Consider the following 22,793-nt stretch of genomic DNA (forward strand, 5'->3'; position numbering starts at 1 on the left):
CTCAGCCGATCCGGTCGATGATCAACGGGGACGGCGTGAACCCGGTGCCCTCGGCTGCGATGTCGTAGCCACCCTCGAGCGAGGCGAGCGCGCGCTCGAACCGCTCGGGGGTGTCGGTGAGCAGGGTGAAGAGGGGCTGACCTGCGGTCACGGAGTCACCGGGACGGGCATGCCAGATGACACCGGCTCCAGCCTGCACGGGCTCACCCTGGCGAGCCCGGCCGGCGCCGAGACGCCAGGCCGCGAGCCCGACGTCCATCGCGTCCAGCCGAGTCAGGACACCGCTGCACGGCGCCGTCACCACGTGGGATTCACGCGCGGTCGGCAGAGCCGCGTCCGGGTCGCCGTCCTGAGCCCGGATCATCGCCTTCCAGACGTCCATCGCCTTGCCGGAGGCGAGCACCTCCGCCGGGTCGACGTCGTCGCGACCTGCGCCGGCCAGCATCTCCCGGGCCAGTGCCACGGTCAGCTCCACAACGTCGGCGGGGCCGCCACCGGCCAGTACCTCGACCGACTCGGCGACCTCGATCGCGTTGCCGGCGGTGTAGCCGAGCGGGGTGGACATGTCGGTGAGCAGCGCAACGGTGCGGACCCCGGCGTCGACACCGAGCGCCACCATGGTCTCGGCCAGCTCGCGGGCCTTCGGCAGGCTCTTCATGAAGGCGCCGGTGCCGACCTTGACGTCGAGCACCAGCGCACCGGTGCCCTCGGCGATCTTCTTGCTCATGATCGACGAGGCGATCAGTGGGATCGCCTCGACGGTGCCGGTGACGTCACGCAGCGCATAGAGCTTCTTGTCGGCGGGCGCGAGACCGGAGCCGGCCGCGCAGATCACGGCACCGAGCGACTCGAGCTGCGCGAACATCTCCTCGTTGCTGAGCGCCGCGCGCCAGCCCGGGATCGCTTCCAGCTTGTCCAGCGTGCCTCCGGTGTGGCCGAGGCCGCGGCCAGACAGTTGCGGCACCGCGACACCGCAGGCCGCGACCAGAGGCGCCAACGGCAGCGTGATCTTGTCGCCGACACCGCCGGTCGAATGCTTGTCGGCGGTCGGGCGCGACAGGGCGGAGAACTCCATCCGTTCGCCGGAGGCGATCATCGCGGCGGTCCACCGTGCGATCTCCGGCCGCTCCATGCCGTTGAGCAGGATCGCCATCGCCAACGCCGACATCTGTTCGTCGGCGACCTCACCGCGGGTGTAGGCGTCGATCACCCAGTCGATCTGCGAATCGGTGAGCACGCCTCCGTCCCGCTTGGCGGTGATCACTTCGATCGCGTCGTGCTGGCTCATCATGCGCTCCTGACCGGCACCGAGTGGTAGCCGCGCAGGACGAAGGTCCCGCGGCTGGTGGGCTCGCCGTCGAGCACCAACTCCGGGTGCCGCTCGAAGAGGGTGGTCAACGACTCGGTCAGCTCCATCCGCGCCAACGGCGCGCCCAGGCAGAAGTGGACGCCGACGCCGAACGCGACGTGCGGGTTCTCGGCGCGGTCCGGGCGGAACTCGTCAGGAGCCTCGAACGCTGCGGCGTCCCGGTTGGCGGAGCCGAGCAGGACGGCGATCTTCTCGCCCTCGGCGACCTCGATGTCACCGACGGTGACCGGCTCGGTGGCCGTCCGTTCGAAGAGCTGCAGAGCCGAGTCGAACCGGAGCATCTCCTCGACACACGCCGCCTTGTCGGCGCCCGGGCGCGCACCGGCCCGGAACATCGAGACCAGCCCGTTGCCGAAGACGTTGACGCTGGCCTCGTGGCCGGCGTTGAGCAGCAGCACCGCTGCGGCCACCATCTCGTCCTCGCTGAGCTCGGTGGCGACCAGGTCGCTGATCAGGTCGTCGGCCGGCTTCGCCCGACGGGCCCGGATGAAGTCGCGCACCAGGTCGGCGAAGTCGGTAGCGGCCCGGACCGCGGCGTCGACGCGCTCGGGGGTGCGGTCGGGTTCGTACATCTTCACGATCGCCTGCGACCAGTCACGCAGGTCGTCGGCATGGCTGGCCGGGACCCCGAGCAGTTCGGAGATCACCAGCACCGGCAGCGGTTCCGCGAAGTCTCCGACGACGTCGAACTTCTCCCCGGCCCGGTCCAACAGCTCGTTGGCGAGCTCCTGGACACGGGGACGGAGCCGCTCCACGTGACCGCGGCTGAACGCCTTGGCCACCGGACGGCGGAGCCGGGTGTGGACCGGCGGCTCGTTCTCCATCATCTGGTTACGGTGCAGCAGGTTGAACGGCTCGAGGTAGTCGGCCGGCTCGTGGTCGGTCCAGATCCGGCCCAGTCGCCGATCACGCTGCGCCGCGCTCACCTCGGCATGACCGAAGACCAACCAGCGTTGGCTCTCCTCGTGCCAGGCGACCGGGTGCAACGCACGCTCGCGCGCGAAGACCGGGTAGGGGTCGGCGACGAATCCCGGGTCAGAGAGATCGATCGAGGTTGTGGGGACCGAACGCATCGGGGAGGACCTCCTTCATCGTGCGGATTCCCGAGACCGTAAGCAGCAGCAGGTCCGGTCCGCCGTTCTCGTACAGAAGCTGTCGGCAGCGACCGCACGGCATCAGCACCTCGCCTGCGCCATCGACGCAGACGAAGTGGGTGAGCCGGCCGCCACCGGTGATGTGAAGCTGCGAAACCACGCCGCACTCGGCGCACAGGGCGACGCCGTAGCCGGCGTTCTCGACGTTACATCCGGTCACCACGCGACCGTCGTCGACCAGCGCCGCAGCGCCCACCGGGTAGTTCGAATAGGGGGCGTAGGCATGGCGCATCGCCTCGGTCGCCCGGGCCTGCAACGCAGCCCAGTCGACCGTCGGCTCAGCACTCATCCCACGGACCCCTTGCGATAGATCAACCCGTCGGCCTTGGGCATCCGTAGACGTTGCGAGGCGAAGGCCAGCACGAGCAGGGTCAGCACGTAGGGCGTCATCGAGGTGAAGTCACGCGGGACCTCATCGGTCAGCGCGAACCAGAGCAGGAAGAACGCCGCGCCACCGGCCACCACTGCGGCGGTGGTCCGGGCGCCCTGTCGCCACTGCACCACGGCATAGACCGCGAGCGCGATCGCGACCAGGAGCAGCAACGCGTGCACCGTCGTCGCGTCCCGCAGGCGCAGGCTGTCGGTGTAACCGAACATGCCCGAGCCCAGCAGGATGCCGCCGGGGCGCCAGTTGCCGAAGATCATCGCCGCGAGGCCGATGTAACCGCGTCCGTTCGTCTGGCCCTCGCTGTAGCCGGAGCTGGAGACGAGAGCCAGGAAGCCACCGCCGAGACCGGCGAAGGCACCCGAGACGATCACGGCGGCGTACTTGTAACGGTAGACGTTGATGCCCAGGCTCTCGGCAGCGTGCGGGTTCTCACCACACGAGCGCAGCCGCAGACCGAACGAGGTGTGCCACAGGATCCAGGTCGTCGCGATCAGCAACACGAAGACCAGGATGGTGACCACCGAGAGGTTCGTCGACAGCGCCGCGAGCAACGAGGCGACGTCGGAGATGAAGAACCAGTGCTTGGCGGCGAGGTCCGCCATCCACTCGGAGAACCCGGGGATGGTGATCGTGTCGGGTTTGGCCAGACCGGTCAGCTGACGCGGCCCGCCGCGCCCGTGCTCGGAGTTCAGGTCGGCGAAGAACGCCTCGGCCAGGAAGCTGGCCAGGCCGAGTCCGATCAGGTTGATCGCGACACCGGAGACGATGTGGTTGACGCCGAAGCTGACGGTGGCGATCGCATGGATCAGGCCACCCACTGCGCCGAGCGCGATCGCACCGATGATCCCGGTGTACGGGTCGTACCAGTAGGTGAAGTACGCAGCACCCCAGGTACCGAGGATCATCTGGCCTTCCAGACCGATGTTGACCACGCCGGCCCGTTCGGCCCACAGACCGCCGAGTGCGGCGAGCAGGATCGGGCAGGTCGCGGTGATAGCCGCGGTCAGCGAGCCGGGTGAGTCGAGTTCGTGGGTCCCGGTGACGATCCGGACCAGCGAGATCACGGCGATCACCGCTGCCACGATCAGCAACCAGACTGCTGGGGAACGGCGCTTCTTACGGACCGGGGCCGCCGGGGCCTGAGCGGTCGTCGCGACACTCATGCGGTGACCTCCTGCTTGCTGGGGCTCTGAAGTGCTGCGGTGACCGCGCGTTGTTCAGCGGCGGCGCGCCATCTGCCGACCACCTCGTAGGAGATGACGATCGTCAGCACGACCACACCCTGGATCACCATGACCACGTTCTTGGAGACGTCCAGGCCGGCGAACTCCAACGCGGAGGCCTGCACGCTGAGGAAGGCGAAGAGCAGGGCACCGAAGACCATGCCGACCGCCTTGTTGCGGCCCAACAGGGCGACCGCGATGCCGGTGAAGCCCAACTGCACCTGGAAGGTGCTGCTGGAGAAGTAGTGTCCCGAGGCGGTCTCGGCGAAGAGACTCGGCAGCCAGATCAGGCCGGCCGTCGCACCCGAGAGCATCATCGAGACGACGATCATCTTCTTCACGCTGATCCCGGAGGCGACGGCCGCGGTCTCGCTCTGGCCGGTCGCCCGCAGGTCGAAGCCGAAGCGGGTCCGGTTGACCACGAACCAGTAGGTGACACCTACCAGCAGGGCCAGCACCGTCAAGCTCCAGATCTTGCCGTCGGTCCGCTCGAACGGCTGCCAGCCGGCCAGCAGGGAGTCCTCGGAGATCGGGGTGGTCCGGCGCCCGTCGCCTGCCTTCTCGCCGTAGTTGGAGAGCAGCCAACCGACTCCGAAGACGGCGATCGAGTTGAGCATGATCGTCGAGATCACCTCGCTCACCCCACGGGTGACCCGCAGGATGGCCGGCAGCGCCGCCCAGGCCGCGCCGGCGAGCATCGCCAGCAGCAGCGAGAGCACGACGTTCAACCAGCCGCTGACGAAAGCCGCCCCGGCGAAGACGGCGGCGACGTAGGAGGCCACGCGGTACTGGCCCTCGACACCGATGTTGAACAGGTTCATCCGGAAGCCGATCGCAGCTGCGACCGCCGACATGAAGATCATCGAGGACTGGTTGACGATGTTCACCAGGCTGCGGTTGGAGGGCTTCTCCAGCATCGCCTGCCAGAAGTCCACCGGCGAGGTTCCCGAGACCGAGATCACCACCGAGGTGATCAGGACCGCGGCCACCAACGCCATCACCGGCGCGAGGAGCCCGGCCAGGAGTCGTTTCACAAAAGGCATGTTCAGTCGCCCTTTCCACCGGTCATCGCTTGACCGAGGTCCTGCGGAGTGACGTTGCGCGGGTCGAAGTCGCCGACGATCTCGCCGCGCAGGATCACCTTGATCCGGTCGGAGAGTCCGATCAGTTCGTCGAGGTCGGCGGAGACCAGGAGCACCGCGAGACCTTCGCGACGGGCCCGCTTGATGTGGCCCCAGATCGCTGCCTGAGCGCCGACGTCGACACCACGGGTCGGGTGCGCGGCGATCAGCAGGACCGGGTCGCCGGACATCTCCCGGCCGATGATCAGCTTCTGCTGATTACCGCCGGAGAGCGCCTTGGCCGGCGTGTTGATCGACGGCGTCCGCACGTCGTAGAGGTCCACGATCCGCTGGGTGTCGGCCTTCGCGCCGCGGCGGTTGATCATCGGGCCGGTGACGCTCGGTGACGACGTCTGGTGGCCGAGGATCCGGTTCTCCCACAGTGGAGCGTCCAGCAGCAGGCCGTGCCGGTGACGGTCGGCGGGGATGAAGCCGATCCCGGCCTCCCGACGGCGGCGCGTGCTGAGGCCGGAGACCTCCCGCGAGCCGACGGTGATCGAGCCGCTCCCCCGGCGGATGCCGATCAGGGTCTCCAACAGCTCGTCCTGACCGTTGCCCTCGACGCCCGCGAGGCCCACCACCTCACCGCGGTGGATGGTCAGGTTGATCTCGGAGAGCAGGCGCCTGCCGAACTCGTCGACGAGGTTGACGTCGACCATCTGCAGCTGGACGTCGGTGGTCACGGTGGACTCTTCGGTCTCCGGCGACGGCAGCTGGGCGCCGACCATCAGCTCGGCGAGCTCACGCTTCGTCGCCGTCTTGGGGTCGGCGGTGCCGACAGTGGTGCCGCGACGCAGCACGGTGATGTCGTCGGCGATCGCCCGCACCTCGTCGAGCTTGTGCGAGATGAAGAGCATGGTGTGGCCGGAGGCCCGCAGCTCCCGCAGGTTGGCGAAGAGCGCGTCGACCTCCTGGGGCACCAGGACGGCGGTCGGTTCGTCGAGGATCACGATCTTGGCGCCGCGGTAGAGCACCTTGAGGATCTCGACCCGTTGCCGCTGGCCGACACCGAGTCGCTCGACCAACTCGTCAGGGTCCAGAGCGAAGCCATAGGCATCCGAGATCCGCTGGATCTCGGCCCGCGCCGCGCTACCGATGCCATGCAACTTCTCGGCACCGAGAACCACGTTCTCCAGCACGGTGAGGTTGTCGGCGAGCATGAAGTGCTGGAAGACCATGCCGATCCCGGCCTTGATCGCCTCGGTCGGTGAGGAGAAGGAGACCTCCTGCCCATTGACCTCGATCGTGCCCTCGTCAGCCTTCTGGACCCCGTAGAGGATCTTCATCAGCGTTGACTTGCCGGCACCGTTCTCACCGATGAGCGCATGCACCGTGCCCTCGGCGATATCGAGATCGACGTCGTGATTGGCGACCACGCCGGGGAAGCGTTTGGTCACGCCACGCACCTTGATCGCCAGGGGACGACTCGAGGTCGTCTCTCCCGCCGGGGTTGCGGCCATGCTGCTCAAGGGCCCTCCTCCTAGAAACGCACGGTGCCCGGCAGTACCGCCGGGACGGGTGCGGGCCTGTGGCTACCTCAGCGGCAGCCACAGGCCCGGGTTCAACCGTTCTGCCCTGGGATCAGGGAGCGGTCGGGACGGTGATCTCGCCGCCCTTGATCTTCTGAGCCCATCCGTCGAGGTCGCCGGTGATGTCGTCGATGAAGCCACCGGAGGTGGAGTAACCGACGCCGTCGACCTTGAGGTCGTAGGTCTGGTAGCTGACCAGCGGCTTGCCGTCAGCGACCGAGCGGATCATGTCGAGCGTGGCCACGTCGACGCGCTTGAGCATCGAGGTGAGGATCTGCTTCTGCTGAGCAGCCGGAGCCGTCAGGTACTGGTCCGAGTCGACACCGATCGCCCAGTTACCGGCACCGGCAGCGGTCGCGGCCTCGAAGACACCGGTACCGGAGCCACCGGCAGCGTGGAAGACGATGTCCGCGCCCTTGTCGTACATCGCGGTCGCGGCAGCCTTACCGCCGGCCGGGTCGGCGAAGCCCTTGACGTCGGACTCCTCGATGTAGGTCACGTCGATCTTGATCTTCGGGTTCACGGCCTTGGCACCAGCCACGTAGCCGGCCTCGAACTTCTTGATCAGGTCGTTGTGGACGCCACCGACGAAACCGATGTGGTCCTTCTTGGTCTTCATCGCCGCAGCGGCACCGACCAGGAACGAGCCCTCGTTCTCGGCGAAGCCGAGGTAGGCGACGTTGTCGTTGACCTTGTCGTCGGGGTCGAAACCGTCGACCACGGCGAACGCGGTCTCGGGGTAGTCAGGCGCAACGGCGTTGACCGACTCCGAGTAGGCGAAGCCCACACCGATGATCGGGCTGTAGCCCTGCTCGGCCATGCCGCGCAGACGCTCCTCGCGGACCGACTCGGCCTCGCCCGTTGCCGCTTCGCCCTCGAAGCAGGTGATGTCGAACTCGCCGACAGCCTTGGCGACACCGGCGTAGGCGGCGTCGTTGAAGGACTGGTCGCCACGGCCACCGACGTCGTAGGCGAGGGCCACCTTGGGGCCATCGCCATCAGCCGTCTTGCAGACGTCTTCGGTGCCCGCCGAGGCGGAGTTGTCGCTGCCGCTGCCCTTCGAGTCATTGGAATTGTCGTCGTTCTTTCCGCAGCCGACCAGCACAACGGAAGCGCAGGCGGCGACGGCAACAATCTTGGTCAAGCGACGCAAGACGGCCTCCTCTTGGGATTTTCAGAACCGGAACTGGTCCCCGAGCACCATATGACAACAAATCATCTACGACTGTTGCCAACCTGTTGCAGTTTCATATCAAAACCACGGATCAGTCGGGAAATCCCTGCTCAGCCAACCGCTTGCAGCGAGTGCAGCGCCGCTCCGGCCAGGACCCGGGCCCCGATCGCCACGCTGCGTTCGTCGACGCGGAGGTCACCCTGGTGCAGGTCGTAGGTGGGCCCGCCCGGGGTCCGCGTGCCGAGGCGACCCATCGCGCCGGGAACCCGGGCGAGGTACCAGCCGAAGTCCTCCCCACCCAGGCTCTGCTGGGTCGGCACGGGTCCGGTCGGGCCGAGAGCGGCCTGCACGGAGCCGGTCAACAGTCCCGTCGAGACGTGGTCGTTGACCACCGGCGGCACACCGCGCTGGTAGCCGACCTCGGCGACGACGCCATAGGGCTCGACGATCTGAGCGACCAACTCCCGGACCAGAGTCTCGGCGTCGGCCCAGGCGACGGCGTCCAGCATCCGTACGGTGCCGGCGACGCTGCCCCGAGCGGGGATCACGTTGTGGGTGGAGCCGGCCTGGACCATCCCCCAGACCACGCTGACGCCGGCCCGCGGGTCGAGACGCCGGGACAGGATCGCCGGCAGTTCGGTGATCACCTTGCCCAGCGCGAAGGTGAGGTCCTCGGTCAGGTGTGGCCGCGAGGTGTGACCGCCCTTGCCGCGCAGTTGCACGCCCAGGGCGTCGGCAGCACCGGTCAACGGGCCTTCCCGCAGCCCCACCTCGCCGACGTCGAGACTCGGATCGCAGTGCAGACAGAAGATCCGCTCCACGTCGTCCAGCGCGCCGACACCGATCAGATCGAGCGCACCGCCCGGCATCACCTCTTCGGCGGGCTGGAAGAGCAACCGGACGCGGCCCGGCAACCTCCCCGCCTCGTGCAGCGCAGCCAGTGCGTAGCCGGCGCCCATCAACGCGGTGGTGTGCACGTCGTGCCCGCAGGCGTGCGCGACGCCCGGCACCGTGCTGGCCCACGCGTCGGTGGTCAGATCGTCGACCGGGAGCGCGTCGAGGTCGCCACGCAGAGCGACCAGTGGACCGCTCTCCCCCACCTCGGCGATCAAGCCGCTGCGCGGCAACCGGCGCACCCGCAACCCAGCCTTCTCCAACCGAGCGGCGACCCGCTCGGTGGTGCGGGCCTCCTGCCAGGAGAGCTCGGGGTGCGCGTGCAGGTCGCGACGGAACTCCAACAGCTCCGGCTCGGCGTCCAGGATCGTGGCGCGCAACAGGTCGAGCGCTGCGCTAGGCGTTGAGGATGACATCGCCGCCCACTCTAATCTGGCGCCTCCGCCGCTTCGTCGCGTCCGGTCACGACAAGGTTCCAGCGCACCCCGGCCGGAGCGTCGACATCGATCTGGAACTGCTTGCCCGGGACGGTGAAGATCTGAGTCCTGGTGACGATCCCGTCGCAGGGAACCGGGAGCGGCTCGCTGCGCGGGAGGGTGGTCCGAAGGGCGAGCTCCGCCTCCGTCTCGCTGACACAGGTGCCGTAGACGATCACGAGGTCGAGCGATCGCCCGGTGATCGCGGCCGGACTGGTTCCGGTGCCGCTGGCCTCGCCGATCGGAGACTCATCGGGACGCAACGGGGTCGGTGTCACCGGCTCCAACGCTGGGCGGTCGGCGCTTGAGGTGGTGGACACCTCACCACAACCGCCCAGCGCGAGAAGCACCGCGACGACGACGCCTGCGCGCCGCGCTGCGATCAGTAGATCCACCACCGCAGGCGGGCCGGCGCCTGGAAGGTCCAGTTCTTCGTGGTGGTGCTGCAACCGCCGCCGCAGGCGTGCAGCTTGGTGTAGCCCTTGAGGCGCTCGTTCACGATGCCCCGATCGCAGTAGACCGTGGAGTTGGCCGGGATCTTGAAGGTCGCCGAGGTGACGTAGCCGGAGGTCATGCTCTTCTCGATGTTGGAGTTGATCTCGGCCTTGACCCCGCCGAAGATGCCGGCCTTGATCTCGGTCCCGAGCGTCGACCCGATCGAGTAGGACGACGTCTTCTGCGTGCTCGCCTCGCAGTGCCCCGAGATCGCATACCGACGACCGTTGCTGATGCTGTCTCGGTAGCCGATGGTCTTCGAGTCCTCGATGTTCTGCGTGACGTAGCTGCACCAGGAGCTACTCCGGGTCTGTCCACAGTCGATCTTGTTGGGTGCGGCGCTCGCCATCGGGGGTGCGAAGAGCACCACCAAAGATGTGGCCAGTACCGAGAATAGGGCTGCAAATCCAGTGGTTGTTCGCTTCATGGCCGCGACATTAACACCGCTCAACCGCACCTGTTGGGCGTTTCCGGAGGGCACGTGCGGGCGCCCGCGAACCCGGGAATCGAGGTCAGTCGGTGGACTCGTCGTACGCAGCCAGGATCAGGTCGGCGGCCGCCGGAGCACTGAGCTTGCCGCTCAGCACCTGGGCACTCATCTCCTCGCGGACGGCGGCGACCGACTCCGAGCGGCGCAGCCGGTCGAGCAGTTCGTCGCGGACCAACGACCAGGTGAAGTCCAACTGCTGCTGAGCGCGCTTGGCCAGCAGGCCTTGCTCGCCGAGGTGCTCGCGGTGCGCGGTGATCCGGGCCCAGACGTCGTCGACGCCGACCCCGGTCAGGCCGGAACAGGTGATCACCGGCGGCGCCCACTCCTTCGGACCGCGCACCATCCGCATCGCACCAGCCAGTTCACGTGCCGCGGCCCGCGCCTCGACGGCACGGTCGACGCCGGCGCCGGACTCGGAGTCCGCCTTGTTGACGGCGATCACGTCGGCGATCTCCAAGATCCCCTTCTTGATCCCCTGCAACTGATCCCCGGTCCGCGCCAAGGTGAGAAAGAGGAAGGTGTCGACCATGCCGGCCACCGTGATCTCGGACTGACCGACGCCCACCGTCTCCACCAGCACCACGTCGTAGCCGGCGCCCTCCAGCACGCTGATCGCCTGCGAGGTCGCGGCCGCGACGCCCCCCAGCGTTCCTGCCGACGGCGACGGCCGGATGAACGCGTTCGGGTCGGCGGAGAGCTGCGCCATCCGGGTCTTGTCACCCAGCACCGAGCCACCGGTCCGCACCGACGACGGGTCGACGGCGAGCACCCCGACCTTGTGGCCGGCGGCCGTCAGGTAGATCCCCAACGCCTCGATGAAGGTGGACTTCCCGACGCCCGGGACCCCGGAGATGCCGACCCGGACCGCAGGGGTCGCGGGTGGCTGCTCGGCGAGGGTGGCGAGCAGCTCGCGCGCTGCCACCCGGTGCCGCAGCGCGGAGCTCTCGACGAGAGTGATTGCCTGAGAAACCGCGGCGCGGCGCCCGTCTCGGATACCCGAGACAAGCGCCGCGACATCGACGTCACGCGCCATCTGTCAGGCGTCGCTACGCAGCTGCTCGAGCAGGTCGAGCGCAGAGTCGGCGATCACGGTGCCGGGCAGGAAGACCGCGGCGGCACCCATCTCCTTCAGGGTGGGCACGTCGTCCGGCGGGATGACGCCGCCGATGACCACCATGATGTCGTCGCGACCGAGGTCGGCCAGCGCGCTCTTCAACGCCGGCAGCAGGGTCAGGTGACCGGCCGCGAGCGAGGAGACACCGACGATGTGCACGTCGGCGTCGACGGCCTGCTGCGCAACCTCTTCCGGCGTCGAGAAGAGCGGACCGACGTCGACGGTGAAGCCCATGTCGGCGAACGCCGAGACGATCACCTTCTGGCCACGGTCGTGACCGTCCTGGCCCATCTTGGCGACCAGGATCCGCGGACGGCGACCCTCGGCCTCCTCGAAGTCGGCGGTGGCGGCCAGGACCTGGTCCAGCTTGGCGTCGCCGGCGTTGGCGGAGGTTTCGCGGTACACACCCGAGATGGTACGGATCGTCGCCTGGTGACGGCCGTAGACCTTCTCCAGGGCGTCCGAGATCTCACCCACGGTCGCCTTGGCACGGGCCGCGTCGACGGCGAGCGCCAACAGGTTGCCGTCCAGCGAACCGCCACCGGCCGAGCCACGCTCGGCGGAGTTGGTGAGCGCCTGCAGTGCGGCGTCCACGTCGTCCTGGTTCCGCTCGGCGCGGAGCCGCTCCAGCTTGGCGATCTGCTGGCGGTAGACCGAGTCGTTGTCGACCTTGAGGACGTCGAGCGGGTCCTCGTCGGCGAGACGGTAGGTGTTGACGCCGATCACCTGCTGGGCGCCGGAGTCGATCCGGGCCTGGGTGCGGGCAGCCGCCTCCTCGATCCGCATCTTCGGGATGCCCTGCTCGATCGCCTTGGCCATACCGCCGGCCGCCTCGGCCTCCTGGATGTGGGCCCAGGCGCGCTCGGCGATGTCGTGGGTCAGCTTCTCCACGTAGTAGGAGCCCGCCCACGGGTCGATGATCTCGGTGGTCCGCGACTCCTGCTGCAGCAGCAGCTGGGTGTTGCGCGCGATCCGGGCCGAGAAGTCGGTCGGCAGCGCGATCGCTTCGTCGAGTGCGTTGGTGTGCAGCGACTGGGTGTGACCCTGGGTCGCGGCCATCGCCTCGATCGCGGTGCGCTGGACGTTGTTGAACACGTCCTGCGCGGTCAGCGACCAACCCGACGTCTGGCTGTGCGTACGCAGCGAGAGCGACTTCGGGTTCTTGGGGTTGAACTGGCGCACCAGGCGCGACCAGAGCGCGCGGGCGGCGCGCATCTTGGCGACCTCCATGTAGAAGTTCATCCCGATCGCCCAGAAGAAGCTCAACCGCGGCGCGAAGGCGTCGATGTCCAAGCCTGCTTCAAGACCGGCGCGGATGTACTCGACGCCGTCGGCCAAGGTGTAGGCGAGCTCGAGGTCGTTGGTCGCCCCGGCCTCCTGCATGTGGTAGCCGGAGATGGAGATCGAGTTGAACCGCGGCATCTTCTGCGCCGTGAACGAGAAGATGTCGGAGATGATCCGCATCGACTGCGCCGGCGGGTAGATGTAGGTGTTGCGGACCATGAACTCCTTGAGGATGTCGTTCTGGATGGTCCCGGCGAGTTGCTCGGGCGCGACGCCCTGCTCCTCAGCCGCAGCGATGTAGAGCGCCAGCACCGGAAGCACGGCGCCGTTCATCGTCATCGAGACCGACATCTGGTCCAGCGGGATGCCGTCGAAGAGCACCCGGGTGTCGTAGATCGAGTCGATCGCGACACCGGCCATGCCGACGTCGCCGCGCACCCGCGGGTGGTCGGAGTCGTAGCCGCGGTGGGTGGCCAGGTCGAAGGCGACCGAGAGACCCTTCTGTCCGGCCGCGAGGTTGCGGCGGTAGAAGGCGTTCGACTCCTCGGCGGTGGAGAACCCGGCGTACTGCCGGATCGTCCACGGCTGGGTGCTGTACATGGTCGGGTACGGGCCGCGCAGGAACGGGCTCAGACCGGGCCACGAGTCCAGCGCGTCCAGGCCGGCCAGGTGCTCGGGACCGTAGACCGGCAGCACGTCGATGCCCTCGGGCGAGGCCCAGGCGGCACCGGTGCGGACGGCGCCGGTGTTGACGGCGTCGCCGTTCAGCGACAGGCCGGCGAAACTTTCGGGGATGCTCATGCGTGTGCTCCTTCGCCAGCCAGGTGAGCCCGGGTGGTGGTCAAGAAGGCGAGTGCGTCGACGCCGACCGAGCAGGTGTCGTCCACCTTGCTTGCCTCGACGGTCTTCTCCCCCGCCTTACCGGCCAGGATGATGTGCTCGGCACCGGCGGCACGCAGTGCGTCTGCGGCAGCCGCGCCCCACTCGGCGTAGGTCTTGTCGGCACCGGCCAGGCAGACGACGCGCTGACCGGCGTAGGCCGCCACCAGCGCGTCGACACCGTCGGTGGCCCCCGCCACGTCGACGCCGATGCCACCGGCTGCGAACAGGTTGCTGGCGAACGTTGCCCGCGCGGTGTGTGCCGCGACGGTGCCCAGCGTGGCCAGGAAGACCTTCGCGGTGGCCGGCTCATCGCGCAGCGCCTCGAAGGAGGCGCCGTACCGACGGACTTCGTCGGCGTCCGGGTTGGCTGCGCGCTCGGGCAGCTGCTCGTCGAGGTTCGGGAACTCCGAGACGCCGGTGAGAGGCCGCTTACGGCGCGCGATCTCGGCCTCGCGGGCCTCGACCACAGCGTCGACGCGGCCCAGCAGCGAACCGTCCTCGAGCGCGACCAGGATGCCCCCGACCTCCTCGATCCGGCCGAACTCGGCCCAGGCTGCCTGAGCGAGGTCGTCGGTGAGCTTCTCGACGGCGTACGAGCCGCCGGCCGGGTCTACCACCTTGGCGATGTGCGACTCCGAGATCAGCAGCGCCGAGGTGTTGCGGGCGTTGCGGCGGCCCAGCACGCTGGGCTGGCCGAGCGGCGCGTCGAACGGCAGCACGGTGATCGCCTCGGCACCGCCGACTCCGGCGGCGAAGGCGGCGACGGTGGTCCGCAGCATGTTCACGTACGGGTCGTACTTGGCCATCATCGGCCGGCTGGTCACCGCGTGCTGGCGCTGGCCGCCCGCGTCGGCTGCGGCACCGGAGAGCTCGGCCACGCGGGCCCAGAGCCGACGCGCGGCGCGGAACTTCGCGATCGTCGGGAACTGCTCGGCGGTCGCGGCGTAGCGGAACTCGATCAGGCCCAGAGCCTCCTCCACCGAGAAGCCGGCGGCGACCAGACGACGCAGGTAGGTCGCGCCGACCGCGAGGCTGTAGCCCAGCTCCTGGGCGTCCGAGGCACCCTGGTCGTGCAGTGCGGAACCGTCGACGACGACGGCAAGCGTGCCGGCCTCCTTGGCCAGCGCGGCGATGGCGTCGACGACGTCGAGGCTGATCGCGCCCTCGCCACGCACCTGCGCGCCGATCGGGTCAGCGCCCAGGTTGGTGCCTTCGGCCGGAGTGACGTCGAGCTCGCCGAGCAGCGCGACGAAGGCGGTCGCGGCGGCGATCGGGTCCTCAGGTGCGTCGAGGGTGACCGGAGCGAGATCGAGGAAGACGCCCTGGAGCGCCGTGCCGAGCTCAGCCGGAGCAAGCGCCCCACCGACGTGGAGCCAGAGCGAGTTCACGCCGCTCTCGAGGTCGAGCAGAGCCGCCTCGTTGAGCTCCTTGGCAGCCAGACCCGAGAAGTGCGCCCGGACGTCCCAGCCGATCTCGGGCTTCTCGGCGAGCCGGCCCCGGGTGAACGGAGCGGCGCCGGGTACCCCGGTCGCAGGCAGTTCGGCGGTGGCCGCCGAGGTGCCGATCGGAGCTACCGCGATCCCGTCGAGGGTGGTGCGGGTCAGCTTCTTCCAGACGTCTGCGTCGGCGTCGGACTCGGCAAGCCGGCCGGCCTTGCGGAGCACCGCTGCGGTGGCCTTCTCCCAATCAGCAGCAGAGTGCTGGTCCTCGGGGGCGGCCAGGGCAAGGTGATCCGTCTCGGATCCTGAAGTCATGTTCGCAGGATAGGACGCGGCCGCTCCCGGACTCCATTTGACCCAAGATCTGGAACGCCCGGTCCCGCCTGGCGAGCCTGAGCCGGGTCGCGCAGTGTGACCCAGGTCAAACTCTCGCCGCCACCGCCTGCTTCCCGATGGCCGATCGGTTGCCCGCTCCTCGCCGAAGGTTGGCCGGACCGCCACCTGATGGCCATCTGGCCGCGACAGGCTGGAGCCATGGACCGAACCCGCATCCTGCTGGTCACCGAAGCGTTCCACCCCACGGTGGACGCCGCCACCATCACCACCCGGCATCTTGCCGACCATCTGATCGCCTCGGGCGCCGACGTTCAGTTGGCGACGATGGCACCCGGCCTCGAGGTCTACCGGAGCAGCCGAGTACTCCGGCTCCGCCCTCTCGAGGCGCTCGGCCCGCAGATCCGTACCGTGCTGACCGGCTTCCGGCCGGACCTCGTGATCGTTCTCGGGCCTCGGCTCCTGGGGCGCAAGGCTCTCAAGCACGCGCAGCGTCTCGGGATCGCCACCGTCACCATCGAGCACGCGCGCTGCAAAGAACTGTCGAGCGACAACTGGCGAAGGAAGGTCGCCGAACGCAGCGACCTGTTGGTGACCTTGACCGAGGCTCAGGCTGCGACGGTCACCGATCTGAACCCGGTGTGCTGGCGGCCAGGGGTCGACGTCGACACCTTCTCCCCCGCCCGACACGACCGCGCGCTGCACGACCGGTGGGCGCGCGCCAGCCACCCCAGGGGCCCGCGCACCGTGGTCGGATTCGTCGGCGACCTCACCCGCCCGCACCGGGTCCGGCAGTTGCTGGAGGTCGCCGAGATTCCCGACACCGAACTCGTCGTGATCGGCGCCGGGCGCCAACGCGAGTGGCTGCGCGACCGGTTGCCACAGACCCAATTCCTGCCGCCGCTCGCCTCCAGCGATCTCGCGGTGGCCGTCGCCTCCTTCGACCTCCTGGTCCACCCGTCCCCGGCGTTGACCGCTGCCCACGCCCTGCGCGCCGCGGCAGCGTCCGGGGTGGCGATCGTGGGTGCCGACGTCGGCGGCTCCGCAGAGGTGGTCCGCCACCTGGAGACCGGCCTGCTCTTCGAGTCGGCCGCGCCAGGTGCCTTCAGCGACGAGGTCGCTGCGCTCTGCGCCGCCGATCGGGCCGCCCTGGGCGCCCGTGCCCGGGAGTTGGCGACCCGGCGCACCTGGTCGCAGGCCAGCACCGAACTGGTCGAGGAACACCTCGCGCCGCTGCTCGGTCGAGAGTTGGCGGCGTGACCCGCGCCGTGCTCTGAAACGATGGCCCCATGGGCGGATCGCATCGCAGTGGCCATGACCTGACTATCGAGACGGCGCATGGACCGCGCCGACTCCTGCTCGGGTTCCTCGCCGTCGTCGCGGCGCTCAGCGTCGTCGGCACGGTCTGGCTCTGGCCCTCCAGCGACGACCAGCCGACGCATCAGGAGTTCGCCGCCGAGGGGGTCAGCTTCCTGACCGCGACGGTGGTCTCGGTTGCCGAACCGTGCCCGGTGATCAGGTCGGACGTGAATGCGCCGCCGGAGGAACGCCAGAGCTTCCCGGAGCACTGCAACGAGGTCGTGGTCCGACCGGAGAGCGGCAGCGCCAAGGGTCGCGAGGTCACCGTGATGGCCGGGCCCGAGGCCGCCCGTGCCGGCGTGGAGGCCGGTGACTCCGTGCGGATCACCGAGATCCCACCCGCGGTCGAGGGGGCCGAGCCGATGTTCACCTGGTTCGGGATCGAGCGGAGCTTCCCGCTCGGCCTGCTCACGATCGGCTTCGTCCTCGTCGTCGCGGTGGTCGCCCGGATCCGCGGCATCCTGGCCCTGATCGGGCTCGGCTTCGCCGCGTTGGTGGTCGGCAAGTTCATGCTGCCCGCGTTGATGGCCGGCGAGAACGGGACCGGCGTCGCCCTGGCCGGCTCGACACTGATCATGTTCGTCGTCCTCTATCTGACCCACGGCGCGTCGATCCGGACCAGTACCGCGTTGGCCGGGACCCTGGTCGGCATCGCGATCACTGCGCTGCTCGGCTTCTGGGTGGTCGATGCCGCGCGGCTCTCCGGCGTCTCCGACGAGGGCGCCGAACGACTCTCCGCCTTCGTCACCGACATCAGCTTCCAAGGATTGTTGATGTCTGCGGTGATCATCGCCGGTCTCGGCGTGCTGAACGACGTCACCATCACCCAGTCCTCGGCGATCTGGGAGCTCCGGGCCGCCGGCCCCGAGCTGACCCGGCGTCAACTCTTCACCAGCGGGATGCGGATCGGGCGCGACCACATCGCTTCCACGATCTACACGATCGTCTTCGCCTATGCCGGTACCGGGCTCATGGTGCTGATGCTGCTCTCGCTCTACGACCGGAGCCTGCTCGACACCTTGACCGACTCGGCGATGGCGGAGGAGGTGGCGCGCACCCTGGTCACCGCGATCGGTCTGGTCCTCGCGGTGCCGGTGACGACGGCGATCGCCGCCGCAACGGTGTCTGGCCCGACGACCTCGGGCGAGCAGAACAGAGCGGGTTCCGACGTCGACGCCGCGCCGAAAACCCACTAAGGCTAGCCTAAATAATCTGGTGACTCGCCGGTAACGCGGGGAATCTCACACACGCCGATTTGGCACCGGCTGGCACCCAAAGGCGCGACCAGGGGTAGCGTGGAGCCTCGTGGCAACTCCGACTCTCATCAAAGGCGGCCGGTCGACGCGATCCACGATCGCCCTGAAGCTCCTGATGGCCGTTACCGGCCTCATCTTCATCGGCTACGTGCTGGCCCACATGTACGGCAACCTCAAGGTCTTCGCGGGCCAGGATTCGTTCGACACCTACGCACACCACCTGCGTACCTTCGGGGAGCCGATGCTCCCGTACGAGGGTCTGCTCTGGATCATGCGTGTCGTTCTCCTGCTCTCGGTCTTCGGCCACGCCTACGCGGCGTTCACGCTCTGGGCACGTGCCAGCAAGGCACGCAGCCAGAAGTACGTGGTCAAGAAGGCCGTTGCGGCAACCCTGAGCTCGAAGATGATGCGGTGGGGAGGTGTCGCACTGCTGCTGTTCGTGGTCTTCCACATCCTGCACCTGACCACGCGCACGATCACGCCGGGCGGTGACCAAGAGTCCCCCTACGAGCGGATGGTCGTCTCGTTCCAGCCCGAGCGCTGGTACATCGCCGTGATCTACCTGCTTGCGATGGCCGCTCTGGCGATGCACCTGCGCCACGGCGTGTGGAGCGCGTGCCAGACCCTCGGCTTCACCAACTCGGCCCGGGCCCGTCTCCGCGCCAACGCTGCGGCGATCTTCCTCGCCGTCGTCGTTGCCGGCGGCTTCGCGATCGTGCCGCTTTCCATCCTCTTCGGGATCGTCGAGTAAGTAAGGACCACGCAACAAATGGCTACCACCCTCCACGACGGTCTGACCCCGCTCAACGTCGCGCCTGAGCAGAAGTCCGACGACGCCGCCGGCTACTACTCGCTCGGCGACAAGCTCGTCGACCCCGTCGCCCCCACTGGTCCGATCGCCCAGCGCTGGACCACCCGCAAGTTCGAGAACCGCCTGGTCAACCCGGCCAACCGTCGCAAGCTCGACATCATCATCGTCGGCACCGGCCTGGCCGGCGGCGCTGCCGCTGCCACGCTCGGCGAGGCCGGCTACAACGTGAAGTCGTTCTGCTACCAGGACTCTCCGCGTCGCGCCCACTCGATCGCCGCCCAGGGCGGTATCAACGCGGCCAAGAACTACAAGGAGGACGGCGACTCCACGTTCCGTCTCTTCTACGACACGGTCAAGGGTGGCGACTACCGCGCCCGCGAGAACAACGTGTACCGGTTGGCCGAGGAGAGCGCCAACATCATCGACCAGTGCGTGGCGCAGGGTGTCCCCTTCGCTCGTGACTACGGCGGTCTGCTGGACAACCGTTCGTTCGGTGGTGTGCAGGTCTCGCGTACCTTCTACGCCCGTGGCCAGACTGGTCAGCAGCTGCTGATCGGCGCCTACCAGGCGATGGAGCGCCAGGTCGCGGCCGGCACCGTCGAGGCGTTCACCCGCCACGAGATGCTCGAGCTGATCGTCGTCGAGGGCAAGGCCCGCGGCATCGTCACCCGGGACATGGTCACCGGTGCGATCGACACCCACCTGGCCGACGTCGTCGTGCTCGCCTCGGGTGGTTACGGCAACGTCTTCTACCTGTCGACCAACGCGATGGGCTCCAACGTCACCGCCGCGTGGCGTGCGCACCGCCAGGGCGCCTACATGGCGAACCCCTGCTACACGCAGATCCACCCGACCTGTATCCCGGTCACCGGTTCCCACCAGTCGAAGCTGACCCTGATGTCGGAGTCGCTGCGTAACGACGGCCGGATCTGGGTGCCGAAGAAGGTCGAGGACTGCGAGAAGGACCCGCGTCAGATCGCCGAGGACGACCGCGACTACTTCCTGGAGCGGATCTACCCGTCGTTCGGAAACCTGGTCCCCCGCGACATCGCTTCGCGTGCTGCGAAGTACATGTGCGACGAGGGTCGCGGTGTCGGTCCTCAGGTCGCCGAGATCGGTCCTGACGGCGAAGAGCGCATGGTGCGTCGTGGTGTCTACCTCGACTTCGCCGACGCGATCGCCCGTCTGGGCAAGCACGGCGTCGAGGAGAAGTACGACAACCTCCTCGACATGTACGCCCGGATCACCGGTGAGAACCCGTACGAGACGCCGATGCGGATCTACCCGGCTGTGCACTACGTGATGGGCGGCCTGTGGGTCGACTACCACCTGCAGTCGAACATCGAGGGTCTCTTCGTCGCCGGCGAGGCCAACTTCTCCGACCACGGCGCCAACCGCCTCGGTGCTTCCGCACTGATGCAGGGTCTGGCCGACGGTTACTTCGTCCTCCCGAACACCATCCGCGACTACCTCGCCGATGGCCCGTTCGAGAAGGTGGCCGAGAACCACCCCGAGGTGGTGGCTGCGCGCACCGCCGTCGAGGAGCGGATCAACAAGTTCCTGTCGATCCAGGGCACCCGCTCGGTGGAGAGCTACCACAAGGAGCTCGGCTCCTTGATGTGGGAGTACTGCGGCATGGAGCGGACCGAAGAGGGCCTCAAGCTCGCGATCTCCAAGATCCGCGACCTGCGTGCCGACTTCTGGACCAACGTCAAGGTGCTCGGTGCCTCCGACAACCTCAACCAGGACCTCGAGAAGGCCGGCCGCGTGGCCGACTTCCTCGAGCTGGGTGAGCTCATGTGCATCGATGCACTCAACCGCCGCGAGTCCTGCGGTGGTCACTTCCGTGGGGAGTCCCAGACCGAGGACGGCGAGGCGCTGCGTCACGACGACGAGTTCGCCTACGTCGCGGCCTGGGAGTGGGGCGGCGACTCGAACCAGGGTGGCGAGCCTGTCCTCCACAAGGAAGACCTGATCTACACGGCGATCGAAATGAAGCAGAGGTCCTACAAGTGAAGCTCACACTCAAGATCTGGCGGCAGGCCAACGCCACTGCCAAGGGTGAGATCAAGACCTACCCTCTCGACGGCGTCTCGCCGGACATGTCGTTCCTGGAGATGCTCGACCTGCTCAACGAGCAGCTCGTCACCCAGGGCGAGGAGCCGGTGGCCTTCGACCACGACTGTCGCGAGGGCATCTGCGGCATGTGTTCGTTGATGATCAACGGTCAGGCGCACGGCCCGGAGGTCACCACGACCTGCCAGCTGCACATGCGCTCGTTCTCCGACGGCGACACGATCACGGTTGAGCCGTGGCGTGCCGACCCGTTCCCGGTGATCAAGGACCTGATCGTCGACCGTTCCGCGTTCGACCGGATCATCCAGTCGGGTGGCTACATCTCGGCGAACACCGGTTCGGCTCCCGAGGCCAACTCGGTGCCGGCTCCGCGTGACAAGGCCATGCGTGCCTTCAACGTGGCTACCTGCATCGGTTGCGGCGGCTGCGTCGCGGCCTGCCCGAACGGCTCGGCCTCGCTGTTCCTCGGCGCCAAGATCACCCACCTGGGTGAGCTGCCGCAGGGCCAGCCCGAGCGCTGGACCCGCGTCGTGGACATGGTCGCCCAGCACGACGCCGAGGGCTTCGGTGGCTGCACCAACATCGGTGAGTGCACCGCTGCTTGCCCGAAGGAGATCCCGCTCGACGTGATCTCCCAGCTCAACAAGGACCTGCGCACCGCCATGAAGCACGGTCTCTGAGCAGAACACGCATCACCAGGAGCCCCCAGTCGAACGGCTGGGGGCTCCTGGCATATTGAGCAGTTCCCGAACGGGGTTCGCACGGACGAGGAGATGGCGATGAAGACCCGGAGCCCGGACGGCCAACGGTGGCGAGTGACGCGGCGGTGGGTGCCATGGCGGCGGCGTAACCGCAACATCGATGCGACCGACTTGGCGGTTGGCTTCGGAGACGATCCGATCAGCCTGGTGCTCGGTGTCTTGGCGCTGATCGTGTTGCTCCCGGCGTTGCTGGTCGGGGTGGTTGCGGTCCTGGAGATGCTTCTGCTCATCGTCCTGTTGCCGGTGGTCCTGGTCGCACGGGTCTTCTTCGGACGACGCTGGTACGTCGAGGTCCGACGCGAGTTCCGCCCCTGGTACGAAGAACCCACCGGTGACTGGGCCGCCAGCCGCACCCGGATCGCGGAACTGACCGCCGAGATCGCAGCAGGTCGGATCCCCGAGCAGGCGCTCGGGGACCTCCCCGAACCCCGCGACGTCATGCGCTGAGACCATCCGTTGTCGTCCCCGGAAGGCGAGGCCGGATTTCGTTGGTCGAGCCGCCGCCCCGTTGGTCGAGCTTGTCGAGACCACTAGTGCGCGCCGATGCCTCCGGTGACCCGGGTAGGTACCGGAGGTGGCGGCGGTGCTGCGGTTCAGTCGAGCCGGATGGTGCCGACGGGGGTGACCAGCCAGGCTTCGCCGTGTTTGTTGGTCCACAGATAGTGGCCATCCTTGGTGCGTTGATAGCGCCAACGCGCCATAGGTCTTGGCGAGATGGTGACGGCGACAGATCGGGGCTAGATTCTCGGGGCTGGTTTGGCCCGGTGGTCCGGTGTCGTCATAGGGGTTGATGTGGTCGAGGTCAGCGTCGACTGAGCTGCGGGTGCAGTGCGGGAACACACAGTGCGGGTCGCGGAGCCGGACCTGTTCGGCCATCCAGGCCGGTGGGTCGTGGCAGTCCACGGAACCGGTGCGGTTCAGGTCGATCACCGGGGTGATCGAAGCGATGGAGCCGTGACGCTTCAGCCAATCTTCAAGCTGGGTGACGAGCACCGGACCGAGCCGGTCCGCGTCAGCCAGCGCGAGGTCGTCAGTACCGAAGAGATCGGCGAGCGTGGTGTGCACGAAGACCCGCAACCCGCGCCGCGGTGGTCGAGACCCCCGGTCGTGGTCGCGGGGTTGATCTCGACAAGCTCGATCAACGGAACCCCGGTGGTCGAGCTTG

20 protein-coding genes are annotated in these 22,793 nt (G+C 68.1%); 7 read left to right on the forward strand and 13 right to left on the reverse strand.

From position 1 onward, the window contains the following. Position 1: 1 nt before the first annotated feature. The 13 genes from ACLM5J_RS07630 to ACLM5J_RS07690 form a co-directional block, all read right to left on the reverse strand. Complete coding sequence (locus ACLM5J_RS07630) at positions 2 to 1,288, reverse strand: thymidine phosphorylase (protein ID WP_413655578.1); 1,287 nt, start codon at positions 1,286 to 1,288, stop codon at positions 2 to 4. After that, a complete protein-coding gene (locus ACLM5J_RS07635) occupies positions 1,288 to 2,442 on the reverse strand; it encodes a cytochrome P450 (protein ID WP_413655580.1) in 1,155 nt (384 codons plus the stop codon). The genes ACLM5J_RS07630 and ACLM5J_RS07635 overlap by 1 nt, the downstream gene beginning before the upstream one ends. Then, positions 2,405 to 2,812 carry a cytidine deaminase gene (locus tag ACLM5J_RS07640; protein WP_413655582.1) on the reverse strand — a complete coding sequence of 136 codons (408 nt, stop codon included), beginning with the start codon at positions 2,810 to 2,812 and terminating at the stop codon, positions 2,405 to 2,407. Before ACLM5J_RS07640 ends, ACLM5J_RS07635 begins: the two co-directional genes overlap by 38 nt. Beyond that, a complete protein-coding gene (locus ACLM5J_RS07645) occupies positions 2,809 to 4,074 on the reverse strand; it encodes an ABC transporter permease (protein ID WP_413655583.1) in 1,266 nt (421 codons plus the stop codon). Before ACLM5J_RS07645 ends, ACLM5J_RS07640 begins: the two co-directional genes overlap by 4 nt. Next, positions 4,071 to 5,168, reverse strand: coding sequence for an ABC transporter permease (locus ACLM5J_RS07650; protein ID WP_413655584.1), 1,098 nt, complete (start codon positions 5,166 to 5,168; stop codon positions 4,071 to 4,073). The genes ACLM5J_RS07645 and ACLM5J_RS07650 overlap by 4 nt, the downstream gene beginning before the upstream one ends. Before the next feature lie 11 nt (positions 5,169 to 5,179). Then, positions 5,180 to 6,652, reverse strand: a complete 1,473-nt coding sequence (locus ACLM5J_RS07655; protein WP_413655586.1) for an ABC transporter ATP-binding protein — start codon at positions 6,650 to 6,652, stop codon at positions 5,180 to 5,182. Between the two features lie 184 nt (positions 6,653 to 6,836). Beyond that, the gene (locus tag ACLM5J_RS07660; protein ID WP_413655588.1) at positions 6,837 to 7,937 is read right to left on the reverse strand and encodes a BMP family lipoprotein; all 1,101 of its coding nucleotides are present in this window, start codon (positions 7,935 to 7,937) and stop codon (positions 6,837 to 6,839) included. A gap of 131 nt (positions 7,938 to 8,068) precedes the next feature. Further along, a complete protein-coding gene (locus tag ACLM5J_RS07665) occupies positions 8,069 to 9,268 on the reverse strand; it encodes an amidohydrolase (protein WP_413655590.1) in 1,200 nt (399 codons plus the stop codon). A gap of 11 nt (positions 9,269 to 9,279) precedes the next feature. Beyond that, positions 9,280 to 9,723, reverse strand: coding sequence for a hypothetical protein (locus tag ACLM5J_RS07670; RefSeq protein WP_413655591.1), 444 nt, complete (start codon positions 9,721 to 9,723; stop codon positions 9,280 to 9,282). After that, on the reverse strand, positions 9,711 to 10,250 hold the full coding sequence (locus ACLM5J_RS07675) for a hypothetical protein (RefSeq protein ID WP_413655593.1): 540 nt from the start codon (positions 10,248 to 10,250) through the stop codon (positions 9,711 to 9,713). The genes ACLM5J_RS07670 and ACLM5J_RS07675 overlap by 13 nt, the downstream gene beginning before the upstream one ends. 85 nt (positions 10,251 to 10,335) lie before the next feature. Continuing rightward, positions 10,336 to 11,346 carry a methylmalonyl Co-A mutase-associated GTPase MeaB gene (gene meaB, locus ACLM5J_RS07680; protein WP_413655594.1) on the reverse strand — a complete coding sequence of 337 codons (1,011 nt, stop codon included), beginning with the start codon at positions 11,344 to 11,346 and terminating at the stop codon, positions 10,336 to 10,338. A 3-nt stretch (positions 11,347 to 11,349) separates the two neighbouring features. Next, positions 11,350 to 13,512: a methylmalonyl-CoA mutase gene (scpA, locus tag ACLM5J_RS07685; protein ID WP_413655595.1), complete on the reverse strand. Its 2,163-nt coding sequence runs from the start codon at positions 13,510 to 13,512 to the stop codon at positions 11,350 to 11,352. Then, positions 13,509 to 15,347 (reverse strand): methylmalonyl-CoA mutase family protein, encoded by a 1,839-nt coding sequence (locus tag ACLM5J_RS07690; protein ID WP_413655597.1) that lies wholly within the window; start codon positions 15,345 to 15,347, stop codon positions 13,509 to 13,511. The genes scpA and ACLM5J_RS07690 overlap by 4 nt, the downstream gene beginning before the upstream one ends. A 219-nt stretch (positions 15,348 to 15,566) precedes the next feature. Between ACLM5J_RS07690 and ACLM5J_RS07695 the strand changes: the two genes are divergently transcribed. The 7 genes from ACLM5J_RS07695 to ACLM5J_RS07725 form a co-directional block, all read left to right on the forward strand. After that, positions 15,567 to 16,625 (forward strand): glycosyltransferase, encoded by a 1,059-nt coding sequence (locus ACLM5J_RS07695; protein WP_413655598.1) that lies wholly within the window; start codon positions 15,567 to 15,569, stop codon positions 16,623 to 16,625. A 29-nt stretch (positions 16,626 to 16,654) separates the two neighbouring features. Continuing rightward, positions 16,655 to 17,920, forward strand: a complete 1,266-nt coding sequence (locus ACLM5J_RS07700; RefSeq protein WP_413655599.1) for a YibE/F family protein — start codon at positions 16,655 to 16,657, stop codon at positions 17,918 to 17,920. Between the two features lie 109 nt (positions 17,921 to 18,029). Then, a complete protein-coding gene (locus ACLM5J_RS07705; RefSeq protein ID WP_413655600.1) occupies positions 18,030 to 18,731 on the forward strand; it encodes a succinate dehydrogenase cytochrome b subunit in 702 nt (233 codons plus the stop codon). 18 nt (positions 18,732 to 18,749) lie between these two features. Continuing rightward, positions 18,750 to 20,807 (forward strand): fumarate reductase/succinate dehydrogenase flavoprotein subunit, encoded by a 2,058-nt coding sequence (locus tag ACLM5J_RS07710; RefSeq protein ID WP_413655601.1) that lies wholly within the window; start codon positions 18,750 to 18,752, stop codon positions 20,805 to 20,807. Further along, a complete protein-coding gene (locus tag ACLM5J_RS07715; RefSeq protein WP_413655603.1) occupies positions 20,804 to 21,547 on the forward strand; it encodes a succinate dehydrogenase/fumarate reductase iron-sulfur subunit in 744 nt (247 codons plus the stop codon). The genes ACLM5J_RS07710 and ACLM5J_RS07715 overlap by 4 nt, the downstream gene beginning before the upstream one ends. Before the next feature lie 99 nt (positions 21,548 to 21,646). Further along, the gene (locus tag ACLM5J_RS07720; RefSeq protein WP_413655605.1) at positions 21,647 to 22,075 is read left to right on the forward strand and encodes a hypothetical protein; all 429 of its coding nucleotides are present in this window, start codon (positions 21,647 to 21,649) and stop codon (positions 22,073 to 22,075) included. A 507-nt stretch (positions 22,076 to 22,582) separates the two neighbouring features. Next, positions 22,583 to 22,793: hypothetical protein (locus tag ACLM5J_RS07725; protein ID WP_413655607.1), on the forward strand; the 211-nt coding region annotated here is incomplete at its 3' end.

The sequence above is a fragment of the Nocardioides sp. Bht2 genome, from assembly GCF_047308515.1.
GTDB lineage: Bacteria > Actinomycetota > Actinomycetes > Propionibacteriales > Nocardioidaceae > Nocardioides.